At 69.4% G+C, this 25,037-nt stretch carries 22 protein-coding genes; 10 read left to right on the top strand and 12 right to left on the bottom strand.

The genetic code is table 11. The features are described 5' to 3' along the window. Nucleotide 1: 1 nt before the first annotated feature. From SSOG_RS38635 to SSOG_RS38590, 10 genes are all read right to left on the bottom strand, one after another. On the bottom strand, nt 2-1,861 hold the full coding sequence (locus SSOG_RS38635) for an FAD-dependent monooxygenase (RefSeq protein ID WP_009719750.1): 1,860 nt from the start codon (nt 1,859-1,861) through the stop codon (nt 2-4). Nucleotides 1,862-1,919: 58 nt separating this feature from the next. After that, the gene (locus SSOG_RS38630) at nt 1,920-2,927 is read right to left on the bottom strand and encodes a methyltransferase (protein WP_009719749.1); all 1,008 of its coding nucleotides are present in this window, start codon (nt 2,925-2,927) and stop codon (nt 1,920-1,922) included. A 43-nt stretch (nt 2,928-2,970) separates the two neighbouring features. Next, nucleotides 2,971-4,680 carry a class I adenylate-forming enzyme family protein gene (locus SSOG_RS38625; RefSeq protein WP_039939713.1) on the bottom strand — a complete coding sequence of 570 codons (1,710 nt, stop codon included), beginning with the start codon at nt 4,678-4,680 and terminating at the stop codon, nt 2,971-2,973. Between the two features lie 13 nt (nt 4,681-4,693). After that, complete coding sequence (locus tag SSOG_RS38620) at nt 4,694-5,608, bottom strand: bifunctional transcriptional activator/DNA repair enzyme AdaA (protein WP_039942445.1); 915 nt, start codon at nt 5,606-5,608, stop codon at nt 4,694-4,696. Nucleotides 5,609-5,747: 139 nt separating this feature from the next. Beyond that, complete coding sequence (locus SSOG_RS38615) at nt 5,748-6,851, bottom strand: 3-dehydroquinate synthase II family protein (RefSeq protein WP_009719746.1); 1,104 nt, start codon at nt 6,849-6,851, stop codon at nt 5,748-5,750. Then, nucleotides 6,848-7,663, bottom strand: a complete 816-nt coding sequence (locus SSOG_RS38610; RefSeq protein WP_050800102.1) for a 2-amino-3,7-dideoxy-D-threo-hept-6-ulosonate synthase — start codon at nt 7,661-7,663, stop codon at nt 6,848-6,850. The genes SSOG_RS38615 and SSOG_RS38610 overlap by 4 nt, the downstream gene beginning before the upstream one ends. A 33-nt stretch (nt 7,664-7,696) precedes the next feature. Next, nucleotides 7,697-8,305, bottom strand: coding sequence for an O-methyltransferase (locus SSOG_RS38605; RefSeq protein WP_234364863.1), 609 nt, complete (start codon nt 8,303-8,305; stop codon nt 7,697-7,699). Nucleotides 8,306-8,548: 243 nt separating this feature from the next. Further along, nucleotides 8,549-9,196 carry a cupin domain-containing protein gene (locus SSOG_RS38600; protein WP_234364862.1) on the bottom strand — a complete coding sequence of 216 codons (648 nt, stop codon included), beginning with the start codon at nt 9,194-9,196 and terminating at the stop codon, nt 8,549-8,551. 90 nt (nt 9,197-9,286) lie between these two features. After that, nucleotides 9,287-9,727 (bottom strand): GlcG/HbpS family heme-binding protein, encoded by a 441-nt coding sequence (locus SSOG_RS38595; RefSeq protein ID WP_039939711.1) that lies wholly within the window; start codon nt 9,725-9,727, stop codon nt 9,287-9,289. Nucleotides 9,728-9,809: 82 nt separating this feature from the next. Next, nucleotides 9,810-11,273, bottom strand: coding sequence for an MFS transporter (locus tag SSOG_RS38590; protein WP_208867410.1), 1,464 nt, complete (start codon nt 11,271-11,273; stop codon nt 9,810-9,812). A 305-nt stretch (nt 11,274-11,578) separates the two neighbouring features. On the opposite strand from SSOG_RS38590, the gene SSOG_RS38585 reads away from it, so the two are divergent. The 6 genes from SSOG_RS38585 (at nt 11,579) to SSOG_RS38560 (ending at nt 17,714) form a co-directional block, all read left to right on the top strand. Next, nucleotides 11,579-13,267 (top strand): FAD-binding oxidoreductase, encoded by a 1,689-nt coding sequence (locus SSOG_RS38585; RefSeq protein ID WP_245606471.1) that lies wholly within the window; start codon nt 11,579-11,581, stop codon nt 13,265-13,267. 173 nt (nt 13,268-13,440) lie between these two features. After that, nucleotides 13,441-14,028, top strand: a complete 588-nt coding sequence (locus SSOG_RS38580; protein WP_009719739.1) for an RNA polymerase sigma factor — start codon at nt 13,441-13,443, stop codon at nt 14,026-14,028. Further along, the gene (locus tag SSOG_RS38575) at nt 14,025-14,840 is read left to right on the top strand and encodes an MGMT family protein (protein ID WP_063631616.1); all 816 of its coding nucleotides are present in this window, start codon (nt 14,025-14,027) and stop codon (nt 14,838-14,840) included. The genes SSOG_RS38580 and SSOG_RS38575 overlap by 4 nt, the downstream gene beginning before the upstream one ends. Nucleotides 14,841-14,881: 41 nt before the next feature. Further along, on the top strand, nt 14,882-15,433 hold the full coding sequence (locus SSOG_RS38570; protein ID WP_009719737.1) for a methylated-DNA--[protein]-cysteine S-methyltransferase: 552 nt from the start codon (nt 14,882-14,884) through the stop codon (nt 15,431-15,433). Between the two features lie 179 nt (nt 15,434-15,612). Next, nucleotides 15,613-16,842, top strand: a complete 1,230-nt coding sequence (locus SSOG_RS38565) for a class I adenylate-forming enzyme family protein (protein ID WP_078510508.1) — start codon at nt 15,613-15,615, stop codon at nt 16,840-16,842. A gap of 122 nt (nt 16,843-16,964) precedes the next feature. Then, complete coding sequence (locus SSOG_RS38560; protein ID WP_009719735.1) at nt 16,965-17,714, top strand: SDR family NAD(P)-dependent oxidoreductase; 750 nt, start codon at nt 16,965-16,967, stop codon at nt 17,712-17,714. Nucleotides 17,715-17,762: 48 nt separating this feature from the next. Here the strand turns inward: SSOG_RS38560 and SSOG_RS38555 are convergent, their stop codons facing one another. After that, nucleotides 17,763-18,560, bottom strand: a complete 798-nt coding sequence (locus SSOG_RS38555; protein WP_063631615.1) for an AfsR/SARP family transcriptional regulator — start codon at nt 18,558-18,560, stop codon at nt 17,763-17,765. Nucleotides 18,561-18,998: 438 nt separating this feature from the next. After that, a complete protein-coding gene (locus SSOG_RS38550) occupies nt 18,999-19,811 on the bottom strand; it encodes an amidohydrolase family protein (RefSeq protein ID WP_050800100.1) in 813 nt (270 codons plus the stop codon). A gap of 235 nt (nt 19,812-20,046) precedes the next feature. On the opposite strand from SSOG_RS38550, the gene SSOG_RS38545 reads away from it, so the two are divergent. The 4 genes from SSOG_RS38545 to SSOG_RS56810 form a co-directional block, all read left to right on the top strand. Then, nucleotides 20,047-20,718: a GntR family transcriptional regulator gene (locus SSOG_RS38545; protein WP_050800099.1), complete on the top strand. Its 672-nt coding sequence runs from the start codon at nt 20,047-20,049 to the stop codon at nt 20,716-20,718. A 46-nt stretch (nt 20,719-20,764) separates the two neighbouring features. After that, nucleotides 20,765-22,042 (top strand): MFS transporter, encoded by a 1,278-nt coding sequence (locus tag SSOG_RS38540; protein ID WP_009719731.1) that lies wholly within the window; start codon nt 20,765-20,767, stop codon nt 22,040-22,042. A gap of 55 nt (nt 22,043-22,097) precedes the next feature. Next, a complete protein-coding gene (locus tag SSOG_RS38535) occupies nt 22,098-23,543 on the top strand; it encodes a GntP family permease (protein ID WP_039939710.1) in 1,446 nt (481 codons plus the stop codon). A 60-nt stretch (nt 23,544-23,603) separates the two neighbouring features. Beyond that, nucleotides 23,604-25,037 (top strand): AfsR/SARP family transcriptional regulator (locus tag SSOG_RS56810; RefSeq protein ID WP_483754812.1); only part of this gene is annotated, 1,434 nt, incomplete at its 3' end.

The following is a 25,037-nucleotide window of genomic DNA, read 5'->3' as shown; positions in this document are numbered from 1 at the left end:
GTCAGCGGTCCCCCTCCGCACCCGGCGCGGCGGTGACGGGGACGGCGCGGCCCAGGGCCGCGTCGAGCCCCCGGCGCAGGTCCCGCACCGGGTCCGGCGACGCCGAGGGCAGCCGCATGGCGACGAACCCGTCGGGCCTGACCAGGACGGCCCCTTCCTCGCCGTGGCCGCGCAGGGCGGCCCATACGCCGTCGGGGTCGGCCACCTCGTGGTCCGGGCCCACGGCGTGGGCGGTGACGGCCGGGCCGTGGGTTCCGGAGATCTCGGCCGCGGCGCGCACCCAGCTCTCGCCCCGCGCACCGGCCAGGAGCAGGAACGCCCCGTGGTCGATGAGATCGTGGGTCGCCGTCCGCTCCCCGCCGCGCCGCAGCCAGGCGTGCGGCATCCGGCCGCCGGGGCGGCAGGACTGAACGTAGTCGAGGCCGAGCGGATCCGGCTCGGGCCGCTCGGTGCCGTCGTCGGTGACGAACCCGGCCTCGGCGTAGTCGTAGCCCATCTCCAGGCCCAGGTGGGCGGTGGTGATCCGGTTGGTCTCGAAGTACTCGGCGAGGACCGCGCGCCGGGTCCGGCCGTCGGGCGTGTCGGAGAACAGGGCGGTCATCTGGGCCCGGTTCCACTCGGGGCGGGCCCCCGGGACCACGCCGGTGCCCGCGGTGAAGGCGATCTGGTTGAACAGCGAGAACAGCGCCCGCTCGACGACGCGTTCGGCGACCGGGCGCCGCTCGGCCTCGTAGCTGTCGAGCAGCGCGGGCGCGGCGTCGCCGGAGAGCACCCGGGCCAGCTTCCAGGCCAGGTTGTGGGAGTCCTGGACGCCGGTGTTGAGGCCGAGCGCGCCGGACGGCGGATGCCGGTGGGCGGCGTCGCCGACGAGGAAGACGCGACCGGAGCGGAAGTGCTCGGCGACCGTGCCCTCCACGGGCCAGCGGCTGATGCTCTGCACCTCCATCGGATGGTCCTGAGGGAGCTTCAGCGTCCGGCGGACCATCTTGACGACCGTCTCGTCGTCCAGCTCGGCCGCCTCCCGGGTGCCGGGCGGCCGGGAGAACATCAGCGTCCACTCCTCGGAGTGGCGTCCCCACTGCTTGGGGCCCATGGGCACGACACCGCAGTGCTCCAGGCTGCCGTCGTCGGCGAGGCTGGAGACGCGGTTGACCACCGTGTCGTCGAAGGGGACGAACTCGGAGAAGTCGGCCCGGATGTGAAGGTTGATCCACTCCAGGAAGGTGGGGGTGCCCAGCATGCGGATGCCGAGCCGCTTGCTCACCGAGCGGCCGCCGTCGGCGGCGATCAGATATCCGGCGCGGACGCGGTAGGTACGGTCCGCGTCGCGGTCCAGGATCGTCGCGGTGACGCTGTCCCCGTCCTCCTCGAATTCGACCATCTCGTGTCCGAAGCGGATCCCGCCCGGGTTGCGCTCCTCGGCATGGCGGCGGATCAGCGGCTCCAGCCAGCGCTGGCCGAGGTTCGCGTGGGGGTACGCGGACGCCTCGGCGTACCGCTCGGCCAGGTCGCCGCCGCCGTAGGCATCGGCGCGGTGGAGCACCTTGCGGTCGTACGGCTCGTCGCCGCCGAGGCTGGTCAGCCAGGCCATGGCGCCGCAGTTGGCGGGCGGGGAGCCCTCGGCGTAGATGTCCCGGGCCAGTCCGTGGTGGCCGAAGATCTCCATGGTGCGGGCGTTGAGGATATGCGCCTTGGGCTGGATCGACGTCGTCGCGTGGCGCTCGACGAGCAACGAGCCGACGCCGAGGTCGGAGAGGAAGACGGACGCCGTCAGGCCCGCGCCGCCGCCGCCGATGATCAGCACGGGGACGTCCAGGACCCGGGGGTCGTCGCTCGGTCGGGTTGGGGGTGAGAGGTTCATCGAGTGCCTCGTATTCGCCTTCTCGTGAGTCGTCGGCGTCGGGGGCCCGGCGCGGCGCCTAGGCGGCGGCCGCGACCAGCAACGTGGTTTCGAGGGCCAGCGGGTGGACGGATTCCAGGCGCAGCCCGGCCGCGGTGAGGACGTCGCGGTAACCGTCCAGGGTCCGCCCGCGCCCTCCCGCGGCCATGAGGAGATGGAGGTCGTACAGGAGCGGAAGCAGCTCCGGGGCGCCTTCCTCGGGGATGACCCGCTCCACGACGAGCAGTCGGCCGTCCTCGGGCAGCGCCTTGCGGATGTTGGACAGGAGGGTCACGGACCGGTCGTCGTCCCAGTCCTGGAGCACCCTGGAGAGGAGGTACGCGTCGGCGCCCTCGGGCACCGAGGCGAAGATGTCCCCCTCGACGGCCTCATAGCGGTCGGGGCCCACGGCCGCGTCCAGGTGGGCGTGGGCGACGGGGATCATATGCGGCAGGTCCAGGAGCACCCCGTGGAGATGCGGGTGGGCCCGCAGGACCATCGACAGGAACTGGCCGCTGCCGCCCGCGACGTCCATGACCGTGGTGCAGCGGGAGAAGTCGAACGCGTCCAGGACATCGGGGAAGAAGACGTTGCCCGCGTTCATGGCGCGCTGGAACTTGGCGCCCGCGCCGGGCGCGTTCGCCAGATACGCGTGGATGGAGGTGCCGAGGGCGTGTTCGAAGCCGGAGGATCCGGTGCGGACGGCGGGCACCACCGCTCCCCACGCGGTGTGGAACTCCTCGCCGTAGAGCTGGATCATGTCGCGCATCGACGCGTCGTTGTCGGCGCGGAGCACCTCGCTCACCGGCGTCAGCGCGTAACCGTGCTCCGGCGAGCGGTCGAAGACGCCCATGGCCAGCAGCAGCCGCATCAGCCGGGTGATGCCGTCCGGGCCCGAGCCGGTGGCCGTGGCCAGGGCCGTGTCGGTGGTGTGCCCGGCGGCGATGTGGTCGGGGATCTCCAGGGCGACCGCGGCGTAGAGCGCCTGTGACTGCCAGGAGCCGGTGATGATGTCGACGACTTGGCGCGCGGCGTGTCCGTCGTGCATGACTGGCCCTTCTGATCGGGTGGATCGGGTGGGGCGGTGGTGGTCAGTTCGCCCGTGGCGCGGCCCCGTGGGCGGCGGCGTCGTGCAGCAGGGTGCGGTGGCGCTCGCGGAGCTGCCGCTTGAGCACCTTGCCGGTGACGCCCACGGGCAGTTCTTCGCGGTCGGCGGCGATGAGCAGCGCGCGCAGCAACGGCATTCGCTTGCGGCCGAGTTCGGCGTTCACGGCCTCCAGCAGGGCGTCGGAGGAGCGCTCCGGGCCGTCCCCACCGTTGTCCCGGAAGAGGACGATGCCGACGGGGGCCGCCTTCCCCGGGGCATCCGGGTCCTCGACGCCCACCACCGCGGCGTCCAGCGCCTGGGTGGTCAGCAGCAGGACCTCTTCGAGAGGGAGGCTGTGCACGGGCCCGTCGGCCGCGTGGATCACGTCGGGCGTGCGGTCGAGGTGGAAGAAACGGCCCTGCTCGTCCCGCCGGACGATGTCACCGGTGAGGAAGTAGCCGCTCAGCAGGGAGTCCTGGCTGAGCTGGGGGTCGTCCCAGTAGCCGGGGGTGACGCTGGGGGTGCGGACGCCGAGCATCCCGGCCTGCCCGTCGGGCAGTTCGTTCCCCTCTTCGTCCAGGACGGCGGCCTTGCGGACCACACCGGCCGGGTGGCCGATGAGCCGTCCGTACTCGGTCGACTCGGGGACGTACACCTGCCGGAAGAGCACCATGCCCATCTCGGAGGAGCCCAGGCCGTCGTTGTACTGGGAGCCGGTTTTGCCGGGGCGGGAGCCCAGGCCCATCAGGGGCCTGATGTGCCGCTCGTGCGAGGCGTCGCCCATGCCGTTCCACGAGTGGATGTTCCGGGCGGCGCGGGGGTCGATGTCCGCGACGTCGATCTCCGCGAGGGTCAGCGGGAAGCCGAGGACGAAGGTGGGCTGGAACTGGTTGATCGCCTGGGCCACGGACCGTCCGTTCGGATCGTCCAGGATCAGGGTGGGGATGCCCAGCAGCAGCGCCATGCTGAGATAGCTGATGCCCGACGAGTGGCTGTGCGGGAGGGCGGTCAGCATGCGGTCGGTGCGCAGGGACGGGAAGCTCCACAGCCGCTCGCGCTTGCCGATGAAGAACCCGCGGTGGCTGAAGATCGGTGCCTTGGGGCGGCCGGTGGTCCCGGAGGAGTGGGAGACCATCACCAGGTCGTCCGGCCCATGGCGGTAGGGGAATCCGGGCAGCGGGGCGGGCGGCAGCGGGGCGGTCTCGTCCAGCTGCCGGATGTCCTGGAGCAGCGGGGTCCTGGCGGTGGCGATGCCCTGCTGCGACCAGGCCTCGGTGCAGCCGTCGAGCAGGTCCTTGTCACCGACGAGGACCGTCGTCTGGGTGCGCTGGAAGTAGTCGGCCGCGGTCGGTGACGCCATCTTGGGGTTGCAGTGCACGGCGGCGGCGCCGAGGCTGTTGATCGCTATGTGATGGAGCAGTCCGGCCAGCCCGTCGCGGGTGTAGACCCCGACGTGGGAGGAGGGCCGCACTCCGTGGTCGCGGTACCAGGTGGCATACCGGATGACGGTGATGCGCATGTCGTTCAGGGAGATGCCGGGCGGCTCGGTCTCCGCCCAGCCGGGGGCGGTCACATCCGGGTGATAGAGGAGCGGCCGGTCCCGGTCCTTGGCGATCGACCAGGCGCGCCAGAAGAAGTTGCCCGCGCCGAGCCCGCGATCGGTGTGCAGCCGCAGTCGCTGGGCCGCCGACCGATGGGTGCCAAAAAGTAACATCACCAATCCTCTTTCACCGTGTCTGGACGGATGGTTCGCTCGGTGTCTCGCGAAGTGCCTTTCTGAGGCGCTCGCTCATGGCCGTGACGCGGATGTTCAGCGGCAGGTCCCGGCCCAGCCTCGGCGGCTCCGACTGGCGTACGGCGGCGGCGACCCGATCGTCGAACTCCCGGCCCGCGCGGATGAGATGCGCCTTGGGGAAGCGCTTCCTCAGCCGTCCGACGAGCGCTGCTTCGGCGTCGCCCGTGAGTGCGTCGCCGGGAAGCTGGTCGCCGGTGAGCACGGAGCAGATCCCCTTCTCGGTCTTCGCGACCAGGACGGGGCCCAGGGGGCTCCCCGACAGGGAGAAGCTGATGGCGATGGAGTCCGCGCCGGTACGGAAGTTGGTCGGCGTCATGCCCAGGATCTGCTGGGACACGGCGTAGAAGTTGCCCTGGGAGGTGAAGCCGGACCGGTAGATGGCCTCGGTCACCGTCTCGGCCTCGGAGATCACCCGGCGCAGCCGGTCGGCGCGGCAGGTGGCCACGTACGCCTGCGGGGTCACTCCCGTCAGCCGCTTGAAGACCCGGTGGAAGTGGAAGCGGCTGAAACCGGCCGCCTCGGCGAGGGTGTCGAGGTTCGGTGTCTCGCTCGCCTCGTGGATCAGCTCGCAGGTCTTGGCGATGGCGGTCACATAGGAGGCGTGCGCGCTGTCCTCGCGCGGTCTGCACCGGCGGCACGGCCGGTATCCGGCGCGTTCGGCGGCCTCCGGGTCGGTGAAGAAGACGGTGTTCGCCCGGCGCGCCGGCCGGGAGACACAGGAGGGCCGGCTGTAGATGCCCGTCGTCCGCACCGAGTAGTAGAAGACTCCGTCTGCCTGCCGGTCTCGGCGCAGAACGGCTCTCCACCGCTCGTCGTCATCGACGTAGGACGACACTGTCCCGTCCAAGGCTGTTCCTCCGGGATGCACTGATTCCGTTGTGGGGGTCGTTCGGAGGTACGCGTGCGGGGAGTGCGGGGAGGGGGCCCCGCTCCCGCCCGGGCGGGCCGGTGGCGCCGTGCGTGTCACCGGCCCGCCCGGGGGGGTGCTACTTCTCCAGGCAGAACTCGTTGATCGGGTAGCCGACGTGGCGGTCCTCGACCGGCAGATAGCCGAGCACCTTGTCGCCGGGCTTCAGCTCGGTGCTGTTGAGCACCGTGCCGCCCGGGCCGAGCACCCGGACGTGCCAGTCGTCCTGGAGGATCAGGTTGGCCGTGCGGCCGTCGGGGCCGACCGCGTCGATCGAGAGCAGCGGACGCGTCTCGATCTTGACCCGGCCGACGGTGACCAGACGGGTCTTACCGTGGATGTCCACGGCGGTGACCTTGCTGCCCGCCTTCAGCTCGCTCAGGTAGTTGGTGCGCTCGTTCTGGCCGACGGTGTACGAGTGGATGGCACCGGCGTTGACCCGGAACGGGCGGGTGGGCATGTACGGCAGCGGGTGGGTCTCGCTGACGCAGAGGATCATGCCCTTGGAGTGCGAGCCGACCAGGATGCCCTCGTCCTTGCCGAAGTAGGTGGCGGTGTCCACGCAGGCCCGCTCGCCCATGCCGACGTGGGTGGTGGCGGTGACCTCCAGCTCGACCAGCTCGAGGTCGGGTATGCCGCCCTCGGCGGCGGCCTTGAGCGCGGTGACGTCGCCGACCTTCGCCGGGGCCATCAGCACACCGTCGGAGCCGAGTTCCAGCACCCCGAAGATGATCTCGGCTTCCTCCACGTCCTTGGCGATGGTGACGAGGCTGCCGTTGGCACGGGCGGCGGCCGCGATCACGATCTCCAGCGGGATCTTGGTGGGGTCGCGGAAGAGCAGCACGCTCCACTTGTCGACGCGGCCGGACTGGCAGGCGTCCTCCAGCGTCTCGGCGTCGATGATCTCGACGAACCGGCCGAACTCCACATCGGGGTGGGCGAGGGCCAGTTCGGCCGGCTCCCCGTGCTTGGCGGGGTCGACGATGACGACGTCCGCCGCGCCGAAGCTCTCGGGGAGCGTCTGGCCCTGCGGGAAGAGGACCTTCTTCACCGTCGGCGGCAGCTTCTCCAGGTCCGCCGGGTCGGCGGCGAGAATGCCCTCCACCCGGGCGTGAATCGCCTCCTGGACGATGGCGTCCTTCGCGGAACCGACCGAGCGGATGTCGACCCAACTGAGCTTCACAGTGCACCTGCCATTCGCGAGTTTTGGATGGGGACGGGAGAGCCCTGGGGCCCATGAACGATCTCGGCGAGCTCCTGAACCGTCGTGCGGGGGGAGGCCGAGTTGAAGACGCGCCGGCCGACGGCGAGTCCGCTGCATCCGACCGCGAGCGCCGAGACCGCGAAGTCCTGGACGCTCTGCGAGGCGTCCCCACCGCCCGCGACGATGATGGGGATGGGGGAGCTTTCGACCACCTCGGCCATGCGCTCCACGGGGGAGGCGAACACGGTCTTGACGATGTCGACGCCGAGGTCGGCGGCGATGTTGACGACGTGCGCCACCAGCGCCGGGTCGGCGGGATCGGTGACCCGCGGACCACGTGGGTAGATCATCGCCAGCAGCGGCATCCCCCAGCGGTCGCAGGCCGCGGCCACCGTGCCCAGGTCGGTCAACTGGTCGGCCTCGGTGTCGGAGCCGATGTTGACGTGCACGCTCACCGCGTCCGCCCCGAGGCTGATGGCCTCGTCGACGTCGCCCACGAGCACCTTGGCGTTGACGTCCGGGCCGTGTGCCGTGCTGGCGCTCAGGTGGATGAGCAGCGAGGAATCCGCGAGCAGCTCGGGGGCGAGCGCCCGGGCCCGGCCCTTGTGGACGACGATTCCGTCGGCCCCGCCGTCGACCACGTCACGGACGAGTTCCTGGAAGCCGCTCACCGTCGCGATCGGACCGTCGGAGACGGAGTGATCGAGTGGCACGAAGAGATAGCGCTCGTCGCCGTGCCCGGAAAGTCTGGCCAGTCGTAGTGATTTACCCGATGAAGACGTGCTCGGCATCAGACACTCCCTTGTGCTGCCGATATGTGGGCGTCAGGTCCTTTTGCGGACCATCGTCAATCCGTCGCCGATCGACAGAATGACGGCCTCGACGCGTTCGTCCGCCGCCACATGGGCGTTGAAGGCGTGCATCGTGGCGCCCTCTCCGTCCCGGTCGTCGACGACGGTTCCGAACCAGAAGACGTTGTCGACGAGGATGACGCCGCCGGGACGCAAGCGGGGTACCAATTCCTCGTAGTAGGCGGTGTAGCTCTGCTTGTCCGCGTCGATGAAGGCCAGGTCCACGACCGGATCGGCCGGCAGGGAACGCAGCGTCTCCAGGGCCGGGCCGAGGCGGAGTTCGATTTTCTCGTCGACGCCCGCCTCTTTCCATGCCTCCCTGCCGAGGCTGGTCCATTCCTCGCTCACATCACAGGTGAGGAGATGGCCGTCGACCGGCAGCCCCTTGGCGATGCAGAGGGCCGAGTACCCGGTGAAGGTGCCCACCTCGATCGCATTCCGTGCCTGCATGATCTGCGTGAGGAAGGTGAAGAACGAGCCCTGCGGAGTGCCGATCTGCATCCGCGACCGCTCACCGACTCCGGCGGTCCGCTGAATGAGATTCCGCTGCGGCTCATCGACCGGGACGCTGTTTTCGACCATGTACGAATACAAGCGCTCAGATACCGTCGTTGGTCTCATGCCAAGAAGTCTTCCAGAGGCGGCACTAGAGGCCGTCTAATAACTGTCTAGAAAAGTGGAATTAAGGATTTCGCTTATCTCTGGGCATGAAAAAAGGCAGCACAAACCACAGAGTGGTCTGTGCTGCCTTTCCCGGGCCTGCGAGCGGCCGATTCAGCCCGGGATGCTCCAGGTCAGAGGTGCCAGGAGGTCAGAGGTGCCGGGTCAGTAGTGCCAGGCCAGAACCTCGTCGGGAAGATCCTCCAGGACCGCTATCTCCGACGGCTTGCGATTCATGTACTCGGGATTGCACCCCACGTACCCCAGCCGACGGGCGACCGGTGCGAGGATCTCGTAGAGAATGCGCTGGCGCTTCCAGGACGGCTTGACGAACCGCAGCACATCCTGGAACTCCAGGGAGGTCACGGCTCGCTGGAGCAGCTTGGGCATCCCCTCGGCGTTCGTCTTTCCGTCCACCGCCAGGCAGAAGAGCTGACGCATCACCATCTGCTCGAAGCGCGTCCCGTTTCCGATGACCTCGCATATGGCGTAGGTCTTGTCACCCGTCGGGTTCCACCAACGGTGCTCGATTCCCGGCTGGATCAGAATACTCTGTCCCACCTTGTCGAGCACCGTCTTACGGCCGCCCTGGATGACTGCGAGCTTTCCGCGCACGAGGGTGAAGCGTTCATGGCTGATCGGATGAATGTGCTCGCCCGCGGCAAAGCCGCCGGGTTCGACATACAGATCCATCACCGAGCGCTTGCCCCCGGTTTCCGAGGCCGGCGTGCGGACCACGATCCGCTCTCCGCAACGGGGGTTCTCGTAGACCTCTCCAGGGCTGACGTTCACCGGAATCTCTCCTTCGTCCACGACGCTTCTCGCAACGTGACTACAGCCTGCGCGCCAAGGCCCTGGGCGCGCACTCACATTCTTGCCCTCGCATTCACCGCCACCGTCCGGTCAGACGATGGCCGCGGCTCCCGCCCGGGCGACATTCAGGTCCTCGTCCCCCATTCCGCCGCTGACGCCGATGGAGCCGACCGGCGTGCCGTCGGAAACCAGCGGCAGACCACCGGAGAACAGCGCCATACCGGGCTGGCTGGCCAGGCTGCTCACCAGGACCGCGTCCTGCTTGATGGCCTCCGCGAATTCATTGGTGGGCGTGCGGACGACGAGCGCGGTGCTCGCCTTGTTCTGCGCGACGCTGGTGGCCACGGCCGGGGCACCGTCCATGCGCGCCAGCGCCTGAACGTGGCCGCCGGCGTCGAGGACGACGATCGCCACCCGAGCACCCAGCTCCTCGGCCTTGCGCAGCGCCGCGGTGATGCCCTGCTGGGCGCCGGCGAGGGTGATCGTGCGGGTCTCGGTGACGGTGGCGCCGAGCTGCTCGACAGTGGTCATGGGTGTGCCTTTCGTAGGACCGGCCGGAGCCGGAGGGAACAACGGGGAAGGAAGAACGGATCGGGCGGCGCGGGAGCCGGACTCAGGCGGTCGACTCCTCGCTCCGGGCCGCGGCACCGGAGCGGAAGAAGGCGGCCACGAGGGCAGCGACCGCGAGGCTCGCCACCGCGCCCACGAGCACCGCCAAGTGCATGCCGTCGAGGGTGTCGGCGATGCTCGCCTCCACGCCCTCGGTCGCGTCGGCGCCGAAGACCGCGACGGCCGCCAGCACCGGGGTGCCGAGCGTGAGGGCGATCTGCTGGCTCATCGTGCTCAGACCGGTCGCCAGACCCTGCTCCTCATTGGGCAGGCCGGAGGTGGCGATGACCGTGTAGGAGACGAGACCCATGGCGTGGCCGAAGAAGGCGATCGCGACGGCGATGAGGACGATGTAGATCCCGGAGTCGCCCTGGTCCACGGTGAGCAGCCCCAGGAGGCCGAGTCCCTGGACCGTGAGGGCGGTGACGAGGGTGCGCTTGCTGCCGATGGCGCCGATCACCTTGGGGGCGAGGAGGCCGCCCGCGATGGCGGCGATGCTGGACCCGCCGAACGCCAGACCCGAGGCGAGCGGCTTGTAGTCGAGCACGTCCTGGAGGTAGAGCGTCATCTGGAAGACCACCGCGCTGGGCATGCTGACGACGAGGAGCCCGGCGAAGTTGCCCCAGCGCACGGTGGGCCGCTTGAGCACGCTGACCGGGGCCAGCGGGTTGGAGCTGCGCAGCTCGATGAACCAGAAGGCGACCAGCAGCACCGCGGCGAGGATCAGGCAGCCGATGACGACGGGGTCGCCCCAGCCCTTCTGCTCGGTCGCGGAGATGCCGTAGACCAGGCTGACCAGACCACCGGTGACGGTGACCGCGCCGGGAACGTCGAGGCGGCTGCGGGTCCGCTCGCTGCTGTCGCTCAGGACGCGCGGGGCGAACGCCAGGATGAGCACCACGACCGGCAGGTTGATCAGGAATGCCCAGCGCCAGCTCAGCAGCTCGGTCAGCACCCCGCCGAGCACCGAGCCCAGCGCGAAGCCGCCGGTGAGAAGGGTGCCGTTGAGCCCCAGGGCACGCTGGCGGAGGGGGCCTTCGGGGAAGGACGTGGTGAGCAGCGACATCGCGGCGGGCGTCGCCATGGCCGTGGCGAGACCCTGCCCGATGCGGCCGGCCAGGAGCATGCCCGGCGACTGGGCGAGGCCGCCGACCAGCGACGCGACACCGAGGATCAGCATGCCCACCAGGAAGAGGTTCCGCCGGCCGAAGAGGTCGGCGATGCGGCCGAACAGCAGCGTGAAGCCCGCGGCGGGCAGCATGAAGCCGGTGACGATCCACTGAAGGGTGCTCAGCTCGAAGCCGAGGTCGGACCCGATGGTCGGCACGGCGATGTTCAGCACGGAGAAGTCGACGGCGAGCATGAACTGGGCGCCGAGCAGGAGGACCAGGATCAGCCGGTGCCGGGGCGTCATCCGATCCTCTGCGGGTTTGTCCCGCGCCTCACTGATGGCATCGAGCTCGGTCATGCGCTTTCCTCTCCTCTGGCGACTCTCGCGTCCGTCGGCTGGCACCGCGCCGCTGTGCGTCTTGGGGCCGGACATCGGCCCACGGCGCGGCCCGTGATCGAGCCGACGGGAGGAGAAACACCGTCGGGCGCCGGGGGGTTGCATCGCCGCGGAAGCCGAGTGACCGACGGCTTCCGCCCCCGAATTGCGGAGCAATATTCCGGGTGAGGGGCCCGTCGAGCGGCAAGTAGCGTCGCCCGCGGCCGTCGCGCGCTGCGCCGGAACCGGCTCGCAGCCTCCACGACGACGGCCAGAGAGGCCATGTGATGACAGACAGCAGAGGCGGGATGGAACGGCGACGTTTCCTTTACGGGGGCGCCTCCGTTGGAGGAGGAATGCTGCTCGGCGGCACGGCCGGTACCGCGGCGGCGGCCACGACGCGGGACGCCACGACGCGTGCCGCGGCGGCGGGGGACGCCGTCGCGATCACACCCGGCGACCGGAACTACGCGGACGTGGTCAGAGGCTGGAACCAGCGGTACATAGGCAAGCCCGAGAAGGTGCATCTGGTCACCACGACCGACCAGGTGGTGAAGGTCACCCAGCAGGCGGTGAAGGAGGGCAAGCGCCTCGCGGTGCGCAGCGGCGGCCACTGTTTCGAGGACTTCGTCTACCACCCGGACGCGAAGGTCGTGGTCGACCTGTCGGAGATGCGCCAGGTCGACTTCGACACCGAGCGCAACGCGTTCATGGTCGAGTCGGGGTGCCAGCTGCTCGACGTCTACGAGGGGCTCTACCGCCGCTGGGGCGTCGTCATCCCCGCGGGCATCTGCCACCAGGTCGGCGCGGGCGGCCACGTCAGCGGCGGCGGCTGGGGGATGCTGTGCCGTCTGCTGGGCCTCGTCGTGGACCATCTGTACGCGGTCGAGGTGGTCGTCGTGGACGCCTCGGGCACGGCCCGGGCGGTCGTCGCCACCCGGGAGGAGTCGGACCCGAACCGCGATCTGTGGTGGGCGCACACCGGCGGGGGCGGCGGCAACTTCGGCATCGTCACGCGCTACTGGTTCCGCAGCCCGGACGCCAAGGGCTCCGAGCCGTCCACCCTGCTCCCCCGCCCTCCGGCCGAGGTGCTCATCAACGCCGTTTCCTGGCCGTGGAGCTCGCTCTCCCGCAAGGACTTCGACACCCTGGTGAAGAACTACGGCGCCTGGCACGTCGCGCACAGCGCTCCGGGCGACCCGTACGCCGGGATGTGCAGCTACCTGGGGCTGAACCACCGGTCGAACGGCGCCATCGGGATGATCACCCAGATGGACGCCACGGTGCCGAACGCCGAGCAGAAGCTGGCGGACTTCGTGGCCGCCATCAGCAAGGGCGTGTCCGTCGCCCACGAGGCGGCCACCACCAGGACGGGTGAGCTGGCCGCCATGCCCGAGCTGGTGAAGCCGCGCCGCATGCCGTGGCTCCAGGCGACCCGCTACCTCGGCACCTCGACCCTGACGCTCAACGACCCGACGCTGAAGGGAGACTTCAAGTCCGCCTATATGCGGGCGAACTTCCCCGACTCGCATCTCGACGCGCTCTACAAGCATCTGACCAGCGACGCCATCGACAACCCCACCGCATCGGTGCAGCTGAGCTCCTTCGGCGGCCAGGTCAACGCGGTGGCCCAGGACGCGACGGCATCCTCCCACCGCAGCTCGGCGTTCAAGATGTCGTGGATGCTGTACTGGACGGAGGCGGCCGACGAGGCCAAGTCGCTGGCCTGGATCCGGGAGTGCTACCAGGAGGTCTACGCCGAGACCGGCGGCGTGCCGGTGCCGAACGACGTCACCGACGGCTGCTACGTCAACTACCCGGACATCGACCTCGGCGACCCGAAGTACAACACGTCGAAGGTGCCGTGGCACGACCTGTACTACAAGGAGAACTACCCGAAGCTCCAGGCCGTCAAGAAGAAGTACGACCCGCGGAACATCTTCCGGCACAGCCAGTCGGTGGGGCTGCCCGACTGACCCGTACACGCTGACCCGCGCGCACTGCCCCGCCCGCACGCTGCGCGGACACCGCACCGGCTGCCGATTCCGGCGGCCGGTGCGGCCCTTTTGCCTACCGCTCCGGCTCCGCTCCCGGGCATCGCGGCGCGGGCTGTGCAACCATTGCTGAAGTCCCGGTGTTTCTGTAGCTGATGGACGATATGGCGGAGCAGCTGACCGAGCGCCTGGCGTCAGATCTGGATGACGGCTTCACAGAGCTGGTCCGGGTCCACGCCTCGGCGGTGCGTGCCTTTCTGTTCCGGGTCTCGGGATCGGCCGCCGAGGCGGACGACCTGGGCCAGGACACCTTCTTACGTGCCTATTCGGCGCTCCAGACCTACTCCCCGGAGCGTCGGCGCAAGCTGAAACCCCGGGCCTGGCTGATGACGATCGCGGCGAACGTCTGGCGCAATCATGTGCGTACCAGCGTCCGTCACCCGGTGTCGGCCACCCGAGCGGAGGATGCCTGCGACACCTGGGTAGACGAGAGTCCGGGACCGGAGGAGCGGGCGGCGACGTCCGCCGACCGTACGGTTCTGGTCAACGCGCTCACCGAGCTGCCCGAGAAGCACCGCGTCGCGGTGGTGATGCGTCATGTCATAGGGATGAGTTACAGCGACATGGCCGAGGCCCAGGGCTGCCCCGTGGGTACCGTCAAGGCACAAGTATCAAGAGGGATCGGCACACTACGTGAGATCTTGACACCCGAGGCGGCGGTGTTGGGGGAGGTGACCAGATGAACTACCGGAATGATGAGGAAGAGCGGCCCGCGGAGGGACAGTTGGAGCACGCCTTGGCCGATCTCGCGGCCCCTGCCCCGGCGGACTTCGCCCTGAGGGTACTTCAGCGCGTAGGAATTCCGCGAGAGCGCTACGACACCTACAGCCATCTTGACAGCGCGGCCGGCGGCCTCTACGTGGCCTACAGCCCGGACGCGGTGACCGGCTCGGCCGTCGACACGATGGTGACCGACGCGGACGAGTTCGAGCGGTTGCATCACGCCCGCACCGGCCGGACCGCCATCCGCGCCTCGGCGCCCTTCCCCGGGCTGCGCCCCGCCTTGCGCACGGGCCGGGCGAAGCGGCTGCCGATCGACCTGGGAGGTCTCACCGACCTGGAGTGCGCCGTGCTCCATGCGGTGCGGTCGATTCCCTCCGGCCAGCTGCGGCCGATCACCTGGCTCGCGCGAGAGGCATCGCTGCCCTCCGCCGCCGGGCCGATCGTCAAGGCTCTGGCCAAGAATCCGGTGCCCATGCTGATCCCCTGCCATCGCGTCACCTATGAGGGCGGGGCGCCGTGCGACGCGGCCTATGCGGAGCGCGTCGGAGATGCCCTGCGGAGCGCGGAGGGCATCGACATGCACCGGCTGGAGGAGCTGACCCTGCGCGGGGCCGTCTTCCTCGGCAGCGACACCACGCGGATCTACTGTCATCCGACCTGTGCGCACGCCCGCCGGATCACCCGGCCGCACCAGGTTCCGTTCCGTACCGCCGGGGCTGCCCGGCAGGCGGGCTACCGTGCCTGCAAGAGCTGTCGTCCCGCTACGGTCTGAGCCTCCGGCGCGGAAGAGAAGGCAGAGAAGGAGGAAAACCCATGCAGTCCGAAGCCCGTGCCCGGGTGACGTCCGTGGCGCTCGCCGAGGAGTCGACCCCGTGCGGCCGGCTGGTCCTCGCGGCCACGAACGAGGCGCTGCTCGCCTGCGTGTACGACACCGCGGAGGCCGTGCGCCGCCGCGCGGCCCGTGCGGGCGGCAGCGGGGTGGAGTTCCGCGCGGAGGCCGACGCCACACCTGGGCAGTCGGCCGTGCTGACAGAGGCGCGGGCCCAGCTCGCGGCGTATCTGGCCGGGGAGATCCGCTCGTTCTCCGTTCCCCTGGACCTCTCGCTCGCCTCCGCGTTCACCGCGCAGACGGTGCTCGCCCTGGAGTCGTTCGTGCCCTACGGCCGCACCGCCACCTACGGCGAGCTGGCCGCCGCGCTGGACCGCCCGCGTGCCGCGCGGGCGGTGGGGATGGCGCTCGGCTCCAATCCGCTGTGCGTCGTGCTGCCCTGCCACCGCATCGTCGGAGCGAAGGGTTCGCTGACCGGATACGCCGGTGGGGTCGACGCCAAGCGCTACCTGCTCGCGACGGAAGCGGCCGCCTGACGGGGAGATTCGCGGTCGCCGATCGCTTTCCGCCGCGCACCGGTTCCCCTCCTCTGCAACTCCGACGCGACTCCGACGCACCTCCGATGCAACCTTCGGCGGCTGTCCGGTGTTTTCCCAGAGACGGCGCATGAGGTCCTCTCCGGCGCCGAGCGGTGGAGCGGGAAGGGGAACCCGTCATGGCTGCATATGTGGACCCGGAGCCCGACTGGTGGGGTGCCGATCTGCTGGGCGCACCACCGGGCAGCGCCCTCTGGGCCCAGGCCGGGCACGGCGTCACCTATCAAACGTTGCGTACCCAAGTCGCCCAGATGCGGCGGCTCTTCGATGCCTATGGGATCCGTTCCGGACACACCGTCGCCCTCCAGGGTGCCCATAGCTTCAGTCAGCTATGGGCCCTGTTCGCCCTGTGGTCCTGCGGCGCCCAGGTCATGCTCATGGGCCCGCATGTGCGCGGCAAGGAGCTGGGCCGCCAGCTGGACTGGTGCCGGCCCCAGTTCCATGTCTCCTTCGACGCGCCGGGCCACGGCCAGGAGACCTTCCACGACGAGTGCGAGGTCTTCGTCCGCCGCCTCCTGAGAGGCCGCCCCGCCGCCACCGATCACTGCCTGGTCCAGTTCACCTCCGGGAGCACCGGGTTCGCCAAGGCCATCGGCCGCACACCCGAGTCGCTGCTGACCGAGCTGGAGCGGTTCAAGACCGTCGGCGGTATGCCCGAGCCAAGGTCCCGGGTCCTGGTCCTCGGTCCGCTCGCGCACTCCTTCAGCCTGGTCGGCGGCGTGCTGTACGCGACGAGCACCCGGAGCACGGTCCTGCTGGCTCCCCACTCGGGCCGCCGCACCGTGCTGCGTACGGCGATCCGGTCGGGGGCCGACACCATCATCGGGTCCCCCCAGCACTTCGCCGCTCTCGCCCAGATCGACCGTCCCGTGCGGATCCCTCGGCTACGGCTGGCGATCTCCGGCGGTGAGCAGATGGCCCACCGGGTGTACACCCGCTTCGCCGAGCGTCATCGGGTGCGGATCGGGCAGGCCTACGGCACCACGGAAACCGGGATCATCGCCACGGACCCCACCGGCTGGTACGGGCCCGACACCGTCGGGATGCCGGTGCCCGGCCTCCAGCTGCGGCTGGTGGACGGGGAGTTGCAGGTGCGCCTCGACCGTTCGCCGTATCTGCCGCAGGCGGGGCCTCCCGGCCGCTTCCTTCCCGATGGTGAGCACACCCTGGCCGGCTGGCTGCGGACCCGTGACCTGGTGGAGCAGGATCCGAGCGGAGCGCTGCGGGTCCTCGGCCGTTTCGACCCGCTGGCCGACCGACGTGCGCTCACTCGCGGTCTCGACCAGATCCTGCTCGCCGACCGCACCCTGGTGCGGCACTTCGAGCGGGATGGTCATCCCGTGGGCTGACGAGCGCGCTCCGCGGGGCACTTCCGCACAAAGCCGCCCTTAACGGTGTGCAACTCCCTGGGCGCATACGGTGTTCATAGTGTGTACAGCACATCGCCGAGGCAGCCAGGGAGAGCTTTTCGATGGAGTCCACCTTAACCGGCAAGACCATCGTCATCACGGGGGCCGGCAGCGGGATCGGTCGCGCCACGGCGCGCGCTTTCGCTGACCACGGGGCGAATGTGCTGGCCGTGGGAAGGACACTCGAAAAGCTCAAGGCCACCGCGAAGGGGCGGCCGTCGATCACACCGGTGACCGCGGACATCAGCGAGGTGGACGCCCCTCAGGCGATCATCTCGGAGGCAGTGGCGGCCTTCGGTGGCATCGACATCCTGGTCAACAGCGCCAGCGTCTTCCGGCCAACGCACCTTGGCATGATCACTCCATCGGAGTTCGACCAATTCATCGCCGTGAATCTCCGGGCCCCGCTGCTGATCACCCAGGCCGCACTGCCCTGCCTGGAGCGTGCGGAAGGGACCGTGGTGAACATCAGCGCGGCCATCGGCCAGCACGGTTGGCCGGGCTTATGCGTATATGGCGCCACCAAGGCGGCGCTCGACTTCTTCACCCGCTCCTGGGCAAACGAATTGGCCCAGAGCTGCGTCCGGGTGGTTTCCGTGGCTCCGGGGCCGATCGAGACGCCGATCCTGGAGAACAACGCGCTTGACGACCAAGCAGTGATGACCATCCACCAGACCCAGGAGCAGATACCGATGGGCCGGTTGGGCACGGCCGAGGAGATCGCTTGGTGGATCCTGAACTTCACGGACCCCCTGGCCAGTTATGCGACAGGAGCCATCTTCGCCGTGGACGGCGGATACACCGTCGCGTAAAGGAGCCGGACCGAGGGACGATCAATGAACCGTGCCCATAGGGGCACGTCAGACGCCGTTGACCGGAGAGGAGTTGAGAATGCTGTATTGCAGACGGCTAATCGTATGGCCGGGCTCGATACCCAGCTCGGACACGAGCCCGACGCGCAGGCGATGGAACACTTCGAGTGCCTGCGCCCGGCGCCCGGCCTTCTCCAAGGCGCGCATATATTGGGAGTGCAACCCCTCATGATAGGGATACTCGGTGGTAAGGGCGGCGAGGTCGGCGGTGACCTCCAAGTGGCGCCCAATCTCGATCTTCGCTTCGGCGAGCGTCTCCAACGCCCCCAACCGGGACTCCTCGTACTGCCGCCGGCGGGATTCCAGCATCCTTCCGACGACGACATCAGCGAACGCCGACCCTCGCCAGATCCCCAGAGCGTCACCCAGATAGCTGACCCCGGCAGAAAGATCACCATTGGCCAGCGCTTTGCGCCCCGAGTCGACAAGCCCTTGATAGATCCGGTAGTCGAGTCGGGCGAACGACTCACTGAACATGTAGCCACCGGCATGCGTCGTGAGGGCCTCTTGGATGATGACCTTGATGGGAAGCCGGGTGGCCTGACTGAGCGCCTTCCGTGCCTGGAGGATGTAGGTCTGGACGACCCTGAGAGCACTGGCCGGAGGGTGATCACCCCATAATTCACGAACGAGTGCGGGCAGCGACACAACCTGATCGGGGTGAGCCACCAACATCGCCAGTACGGTGCGAGGCTTATGGGCCAACGCCAGACTCTCCACCTCACCGTCGTCGGCAATACGCAACATACCGAGAACCTGCACACTTTTTCCCTTGGAATACCCCATCCAGCTCCCCCTGCCGTTGCATATAGTGCAATGCTTTATCAGAGGCCTGCATGGGCAGGCATTCACTTCATTCCCCTTACCAAGGGACGTTACGACTGCCAAGTACATGTGTCAACTAACGTGGCCGATCATGACCACCGGAACGCATTTTAAGATAAAAAACACGCGAATCGGTTTCCGGCCACACAACCGCTCTCACCAGGCCCAATAGCCAAGGCGAAGCCGTTCGAAGAGGCGTGGATTCCATAGATGAACTCCCGGATACCGGGAAGTGAATCGAGTCAATAGCGAAAATTCAGCCACGGCCGTTGCGCCCGATATTACCTCCCGGAGCGTCAGCAAATACAAAGCACATAGCTTACCTCTCCCAGAAGTAGGGGAACACTTAGTTAACCCTCGCGGCACGATCTCCTGAGGGATCTTGTGGGCGCCGATAAATCATCCGCGCAGCTTCCGCGAAGAACGCCGGGATACCGATCCCCCGACCGGCGCGGCCAGATCACCGGCCCGCCCTCCGGTGAGCAGCCTCAGCGGGTTGGCGCACAACACCTGGGTGATCTCCGTGGCGCTGAGCTGTCGCATGAGCCAGGACAACGTGTCGGCGTAGGTCCTGCCCTCCTCATGCTGGGTCCACGGCCAGTCGCTGCCCCATAGGGTCCTGGCCGGGCCGGCCGTATCGAGCACGTGGTGCAGCATGGCCGACGCCGCGGCGCGGGCCGATCGGTAGGGCGCGGACGCCTTCACCCACACATGATCGGCCGTCAGCAGCGAGACGAGCGCCTTCGCCCCGGGAGAGGAAAGGGTCGTGTCGAGAGGAAGGCCCAGGTGGTCGACGACCACCTGTCCGGGCCAGCGGAGCAGCCACGGCGACAGCTCGTTCCACTGCTCCGCGCGGGCCTGGACTTCCAGGTGCAGGTTCCGTGCCGCGAGCGCGCGGCCGAGGCGCTGCCATACGGCCTCATGGAGAGGCGGGACCGGGCGTCCGACCAGATTGAGGCGAATGCCGCACACGCCCGCCCGCACCAGCCGGTCCAGCTCGTCCCGGGAGGTCCCGGGGTCGATCACGGCGACACCCCACAGCCGGTGGGGGGCCTTGCCCAGGGCTTCCAGCAGATACGAGTTGTCGGTGCCGAGGAAGCTCGGCTGCACCAGCACCCCACCGTCCAGCCCATGGGTGTCCAGGAGCGACAGGTAAGTGTCCGGGGTGGCGTCGTAGTCCGGGGTGTAGCGACGAGTGGGGGCGAATCTCATCGCTCGGGGAGACATGGGCGTGCGTATCGACAGCTCCGTCGGGGGCGCGTGCAGGCTTGGTCGAAGTCACCTCAGAAGAATTTTCCCTATGAAGGACTAGACGTCTGTAGGAAACAGGGGCAGGGTGTGGGGCATGCAGCCGATGTCGCCCGCCCCTGACGATGCCGTGAGCCCAGGTCAGGCCGCCCTTGCCAGGACGGATCCCCGGCTTCCCCTGCACGCCCGCCTCCGTGAAGTGATCGCGGAACGCGTCCGGGCCGGGGAATGGGCCCCGGATCAGCCCCTTCCGGCCGAGTCCACTCTGGTCGCGTACTACGACGTGTCCCTGGGCACCATCAGGCGGGCCTTCCGCGACCTGGTCGAGGAAGGGCTGCTGGAGCGACGGCAGGGGTCGGGCACGTTCGTCCGGCGCGCCTCCCTGACGGCCTCCCTCTTCCGGTTCTTCCGGTTCGGCACCGCGGGGGACGGCTTCCCGCAGAGCCGCATCCTCTCCATCGCCCGCCAGGTGGGCACGCAGACCATCACCTCCGCCCTGGGCCTGGAAGCCGGGAGCGAGGTGCTGCATCTGCACCGGCTGCGGCTGTACGAGGAGAAGCCGGTCCTGGTCGAGGACATCTGGCTGCCGCTCCCGCTGTTCGAACCGATGGAGCGCATCGGCCAGGACGACCTGGGCGACCTTCTCTATCCCCTCTATGAGCGCACCTGCGGGCAGATCGTCGCGGCCGCCACGGAGGAACTCACCGTCGACGTGGCCACCGCGGGGGACGCCTTGCTGCTCCAGTGCGCGCGCCACGACCCCGTCGTCGTCATCGACCGTGTCGCCCGGTCCCATGACGCCACTCCGCTGGAATACCGCCGCTCGCGCGGGCTGGCCCGCACCTTCCGCTACCGCATCGACCTGCGCTGACACTCCCCCGCCGGCGCGGGCACCCCGCACGAGAAATGAGCCGCTCATGTTTGCCTGGTACCGGGACACCGACAGGCCACAACGACGGGCCTTCTGGGCCGCGTTCGGGGGGTGGACGCTGGAAGCGGCCGACGCCCAGCTGTTCGGTCTTGTCCTGCCCACCCTGATGACCGCCTGGCAGCTGAGCACCGGAGCCGCCGGAAGGCTCGCCTCGATCACGCTCATCTGCACGGCGATCGGCGGCTGGCTCGCCGGGTGGGCCTCGGACCGGTACGGCCGGGTCCGGGTGCTCCAGTGGACCGTCCTCGTCTACTCCACCGCGACCGTGCTGATCGGCTTCACCACCGGCTACTCCCAGCTCATGGTGTTGCGCAGCGTCCAGGGATTCGGCTTCGGCGGTGAGTGGGCGGCCGGAGCGGTCCTGGTCAGCGAGTACATGGGCACCCGCCACCGCGGCCGGGCCCTGGGCGCGGTGCAGAGCGGCTGGGCCGTGGGCTGGGGCCTCGCACTGGCCGCGTACACCTTCCTGTTCACCGCCCTGCCCGAGCAGTGGGCCTGGCGTTCGATGTTCTGGCTGGCCGCGCTGCCCGCCGTCCTGGTCATCGTCATCCGCCGCAAGGTCACCGATCCGCCGATCTATCAGCAGCGGGTGGCCACGTCCGGGAACCGGGTCTCGCTGCTGCGCATCTTCCGGACCGATCTGCTGCGGGTCACCCTTCTCGGTGGCTTCCTCGGCCTCGGCAGCCACGGCGGCTACTACGCCCTGACCACCTTTCTGCCGACGTACCTGCGCACCGAGCACCATCTGTCCGTGCTCAAGACCAGCAGTTATCTGGCCGTGTTCATCGCCGCCGCCTTCTTCGGATACGTCGTCTCCGGTTTCCTCGCCGACCGCATCGGCCGTCGCCGCAACATCGTCTTCTTCGCGGCGATGTGCCTGGTCTCGGTCGTCGTCTACCTCTTCGTACCGATCACCGAGACGCAGATGTTCTTCCTCGGCATCCCTCTCGGCTTCTTCTCCGCGGGCATTCCCGCCGGTCTCGGCTCGCTCTTCGCCGAGCTCTATCCCACGGCCATGCGCGGCACCGGGCAGAGCTTCTGCTACAACTTCGGCCGTATCGTCGCGGCCGCCTTCCCCGCCCTCGTCGGCTACCTCAGCGACCGGATCGGTGTGGGCGCCAGCATCGGCCTGTTCGCCGGAACGGCCTATGGCATCGCCGTCGTGGCCGCCCTCCTGCTCCCCGAGACCTCCCATCGGGAACTCGACCGCCCGGCCGCGCTCCGTGCGCACGACGAGCAGGTCCCCCAGCCCACCGGAGCCTGAACACCGGCGCCGCGCCGGCCCGCTCAACGGTCAGACATCGAAAGGCAATCCGCGCATGACCGCCCACACCTGGTTTCTGCTGCTCACCCTCATGGTGGGGTTCTCCGCGTTGATCTTTCTGATCAACTCCCGGCTGCGCGTCCACCCGTTCGTCGCGCTCATCATCGTCGCCGTCGGCACCGGGCTCGCGGCGGGCGAACCCGTCGCCACGCTGACGGAGTCCATCGAGGAAGGAGCCGGAAGCACCCTCGGCGACGTGGGACTCACCCTCGCGCTGGGCGCCATGCTCGGACGTCTGCTGTCCGACTCCGGGGCCACCGACGCCATCGCGCACGCCATCGTCGACCGGTCCAGCACCCGCCGGTTGCCCTGGCTCGTCGTGGCCGCCGCCTTCGTCATCGGTATTCCGATGTTCTTCGAGATCGGCCTCATCGTGCTCCTGCCGCTGATCTTCAGCGTGGCGCGCAGGCTGGAGGACCGGGGCGGTACGAACGGCTCTCCGTACGTCCTGCTCGGGGTGCCCGCCATCGCCGCGCTGTGCACCCTGCACGGTATGCTCCCGCCCCACCCCGGCCCGCTGACCGCCATGACCGGCCTCCATGCCGACCTCGGCCTGACCCTCGCCGTCGGCATCGTCTGCGCCGTCCCCACCGTGATCCTGGCCGGGCCCGTCTACGCCCGCTGGATCGCGCCCCGGCTGGCTGACGTACGCCCGGACGCCACGCTGGTCACCCAGTTCACCGGCGCCGGGCGGCACGCCGGGCCCGAGCCGACCCCGGCCGTCGCGTCGGCCGGTCCCGGTGCCCAGCATCGCGACGAGATACGGCCCCGCGCCGGGGTCCCCACGGGCCTGGCCGTCACCGCCGTGCTCGTTCCGGTCGCGCTCATGCTGCTGCGCGCCGTCGCCGAGACGGCGCTCGACGAGTCCAGCCGGCTGCGTGCCGCCCTCACCTTCGCGGGGGAACCGCTGGTGGCGATGGGCGGCGGCCTACTCTTCGCCCTCGGCGTGACCCTCGTCCACCAGGGCCGCTCCGGTGAGGAGACCCGCACCTCGCTGAACGACAGCCTCAAGTCCGTCGCCACCATCCTGCTCATCATCGGCGGCGGGGGCGCGTTCAACCAGGTCCTCCAGGACTCCGGCATCGGTGATGCCATCGCCTCCGCGGCCAAGGGTGCCCACGTCAACGTGATCGTGCTGGGCTGGCTGATCGCCCTGCTGCTGTCCCTGACGACCGGATCGGCCACCGTCGGGATCGTGTCCGCCACCGGCATCGTCGCTCCGCTGATCGGCACCGGAGGCGGCCTGGAGGCGTCGCTGCTCGTGGTGGCCATCGGCGCCGGTTCCCTCGGCCTCAACTACGTGAACCACGCCGGTTTCTGGCTGGTCAAGGAGTCGTTCGGGATGAGCCTCACCCAGGCGGCGAAGACGCAGACGGCGGTGCAGACACTCGTCAGCGTGCTCGGCCTGGGAATGGCACTCCTGCTGTCGATCCTCGCCTGAACTTCCGGCTACCGGCTGCGTGGAAGGCGGCCATGGCAAAATCAGCGGGTGCAGATCGGGATGCTGGGTCCACTCGAGGTGCGTACCGACGACGGTGGCTCGGCCGACGTCCCCGGCGCGCGGCTGCGCGGACTGCTGGTCGCCCTGGCGCTCAAGCCGGGTCACGTCGTCCCGAAGGCGTCGCTCATCGACTGGATCTGGGGCGAGCATCCGCCCGCCGATGCGACGAACGCCCTCCAGCGCCTGGTGTCCCGGCTGCGCAAGGCGCTGCCGGGCGCGGTCGTCGAGGGGCGGACAGAGGGCTACCGGCTGGCGGTGGAGCCCGACGCCGTCGACGCCGTACGGTTCGAACGCCTCGTCACCGCGGGCCGGTCCCGCACCGAGGAGCCTCCCCGGCGCGCACGGCTGCTGGGCGAGGCCCTCGGGCTGTGGCGCGGTGCGGCCATGCAGGACATCGGTCTGCGGGAGAGCGCCGCGTTCGACGCCGCGGTCGCCCGGCTCCAGGAGCTGCGCCTGACCGCCGCGGAGGAGCGGGCGGACGCGGAAGTCGCCCTCGGGCACGGGGCGGAGATGGTCACGGAGCTGACCGACCTGGTGGCCGCGCATCCGCTGCGGGAACCGCTCGTCGCCGCGCTGATGCGCGCCCTGGCCGCGGCCGGTCGCGACAGCGAGGCGCTGCTGGTGTACCAGCGCACGAGGGAGGCCCTGGCCGACGCACTGGGCGTCGGCCCCTCGCCGGAGCTGGCCGCGCTGCATATCGCGCTGCTGCGGGGCGAGTTGAGGCAGGGGCCGGGGCAGCGGGAAGAGAGCCGTAAGACCAATCTGCGCGCCGAGCTGACCACCTTCGTCGGCAGGGGCGCCGATGTCGCCGCCGTCCGCGGGCTCATCGCCGAACACCGGCTCACCACCGTGATCGGACCAGGCGGTTCGGGCAAGACCCGGCTCGCTACGGAAACCGCGCGCACGCTGCTCGGCGACCTGCCGGACGGGGCGTGGCTGGTGGAGCTCGCCGCCATCGGCGCGGACGGCGACGTGGCGCAGGCGGCGCTCACCGGGCTGGGCCTGCGGGACACCCTGCTGGGCGGGGCCCCGAAGGCGGAGCTGGCGGACCGGCTCATCGCCGCGATCCGCGAGCGGGACGCGCTGCTGATCCTGGACAACTGCGAGCATGTGATCGAGGCCGCGGCGGTGTTCGCCCACCGGGTCCTCGGGGAGTGCCGGCGGCTGCGGATCCTGGCGACGAGCCGGGAGCCGCTCGGCATCACCGGGGAGGCGCTGTGGCAGGTCGAGCCGCTGGGCCTGCCGGAGGGGGACGCGAGCCCGGACGAGATCGAGTCCTCCCCCGCCGTCCAGTTGCTGCGGGACCGGGCCGGGGCGGTGCGCCGTGACCTCGCGGTCGGCCACCGTACGACGATGGCGCGCGTCTGCCGGGCGCTGGACGGGATGCCGCTGGCGATCGAACTGGCCGCGGCACGGCTGCGCACGATGTCCATC

Origin of the sequence: Streptomyces himastatinicus ATCC 53653 (genome assembly GCF_000158915.1) — a bacterium.
In the GTDB taxonomy this organism is placed as follows: domain Bacteria; phylum Actinomycetota; class Actinomycetes; order Streptomycetales; family Streptomycetaceae; genus Streptomyces; species Streptomyces himastatinicus.
Note: the sequence above shows the minus strand (reverse complement) of the source record. Positions and strands in the feature narration are given on the sequence as shown.

Coding starts and splice junctions, on each gene's coding strand:
- SSOG_RS38585 (WP_245606471.1), top strand. CDS start 11,579: ATGACAGACAGCAGAGGCGGGATGGAACGGCGACGTTTCCTTTACGGG.
- SSOG_RS38570 (WP_009719737.1), top strand. CDS start 14,882: ATGCAGTCCGAAGCCCGTGCCCGGGTGACGTCCGTGGCGCTCGCCGAG.
- SSOG_RS38630 (WP_009719749.1), bottom strand. CDS start 2,927: ATGCACGACGGACACGCCGCGCGCCAAGTCGTCGACATCATCACCGGC.
- SSOG_RS38565 (WP_078510508.1), top strand. CDS start 15,613: ATGGCTGCATATGTGGACCCGGAGCCCGACTGGTGGGGTGCCGATCTG.
- SSOG_RS38540 (WP_009719731.1), top strand. CDS start 20,765: ATGTTTGCCTGGTACCGGGACACCGACAGGCCACAACGACGGGCCTTC.
- SSOG_RS38575 (WP_063631616.1), top strand. CDS start 14,025: ATGAACTACCGGAATGATGAGGAAGAGCGGCCCGCGGAGGGACAGTTG.
- SSOG_RS38580 (WP_009719739.1), top strand. CDS start 13,441: ATGGACGATATGGCGGAGCAGCTGACCGAGCGCCTGGCGTCAGATCTG.
- SSOG_RS38605 (WP_234364863.1), bottom strand. CDS start 8,305: ATGGTCGAAAACAGCGTCCCGGTCGATGAGCCGCAGCGGAATCTCATT.
- SSOG_RS38560 (WP_009719735.1), top strand. CDS start 16,965: ATGGAGTCCACCTTAACCGGCAAGACCATCGTCATCACGGGGGCCGGC.
- SSOG_RS38550 (WP_050800100.1), bottom strand. CDS start 19,811: ATGAGATTCGCCCCCACTCGTCGCTACACCCCGGACTACGACGCCACC.
- SSOG_RS38610 (WP_050800102.1), bottom strand. CDS start 7,663: ATGCCGAGCACGTCTTCATCGGGTAAATCACTACGACTGGCCAGACTT.
- SSOG_RS38595 (WP_039939711.1), bottom strand. CDS start 9,727: ATGACCACTGTCGAGCAGCTCGGCGCCACCGTCACCGAGACCCGCACG.
- SSOG_RS38625 (WP_039939713.1), bottom strand. CDS start 4,680: ATGTTACTTTTTGGCACCCATCGGTCGGCGGCCCAGCGACTGCGGCTG.
- SSOG_RS38635 (WP_009719750.1), bottom strand. CDS start 1,861: ATGAACCTCTCACCCCCAACCCGACCGAGCGACGACCCCCGGGTCCTG.
- SSOG_RS38590 (WP_208867410.1), bottom strand. CDS start 11,273: ATGACCGAGCTCGATGCCATCAGTGAGGCGCGGGACAAACCCGCAGAG.
- SSOG_RS38555 (WP_063631615.1), bottom strand. CDS start 18,560: ATGGGGTATTCCAAGGGAAAAAGTGTGCAGGTTCTCGGTATGTTGCGT.
- SSOG_RS38535 (WP_039939710.1), top strand. CDS start 22,098: ATGACCGCCCACACCTGGTTTCTGCTGCTCACCCTCATGGTGGGGTTC.